General features: G+C 39.0%; 1 protein-coding gene. It reads right to left on the bottom strand.

All coding sequences use genetic code 11. From position 1 onward, the window contains the following. Window positions 1-34 precede the first annotated feature (34 nt). The gene (locus tag EDM02_RS01615; RefSeq protein WP_260215004.1) at window positions 35-634 is read right to left on the bottom strand and encodes a tryptophan--tRNA ligase; all 600 of its coding nucleotides are present in this window, start codon (window positions 632-634) and stop codon (window positions 35-37) included. Between the last annotated feature and the right edge of the window lie 249 nt (window positions 635-883).

The following is an 883-nucleotide window of genomic DNA, read 5'->3' as shown; positions in this document are numbered from 1 at the left end:
TGTCTTTAGGAGGGTCTGCTAATCATGAATTCCCTTAAGTTGACGCCATTGAGTGAACGGATACCATGGTACTAAATGTGTACTGACGGGCACGCTCTACCCATTGATTAAGAACGTTTTCTACATATCCTCCTATTCGGAAACTTTCCTCAATATCAGCCATTTCTGATGGAGTAGCCAACAGCTGTAGCAGCGCAAAAATAGGAGATACACGCATATCTTTGGGTTCTATTACAGAAGAAGAATCGGTTTTGATCGACATAATCTTTTTTGTAATGATAGCTTCATCTGCAAAGATTTCAATTACATTATTATAACTCTTGCTCATTTTTGCTCCATCAGTGCCAGGCACAAGGGACTCATCTTTCATAAAAAAGGGGGAAGGCAGTGTAAGTATGCCTGGTGCATTTCCATCTTTGGTGCCTTCGGGGTCAGAAGCATCATAGCCTAGCACGTAAGCTGCATTGCATTTGTTAGCAAGATCGCGCGTAATTTCAAGGTGCTGTATCTGATCTTTTCCCACAGGCACGCGATCGGCACGATACAAAAGAATATCTGCAGCCATCAGAATGGGATATGCAAAAAGACTTACGGAGGAAGACAGGCCTCGAATAACCTTATCCTTATATGTAATGATTTTAATTATTTTTTTTGTACATAATGTCAGTTTTTACTATTTATTTCGTACAATTGACCCATGTGCACGAGACAAAAAAATTATTAGACTAGACATACGCTAGCATAAAAGGCATAGATGTATAGATTGTAAGCATACATGCCAAGTGTATCAATTTTAAAACCTAAATTATAGTTAATATGCAAGCCATTACGCCTCGTGTGGATGTAGCCTTTAAGAAACTTTTTGGCGTAGAGGAAAATAAAG

It is taken from the genome of Candidatus Cardinium hertigii (assembly GCF_003788695.1).
The sequence above is the reverse complement of the archived record's forward strand: the minus strand, read 5'-3'. Positions and strand labels throughout refer to the sequence as shown.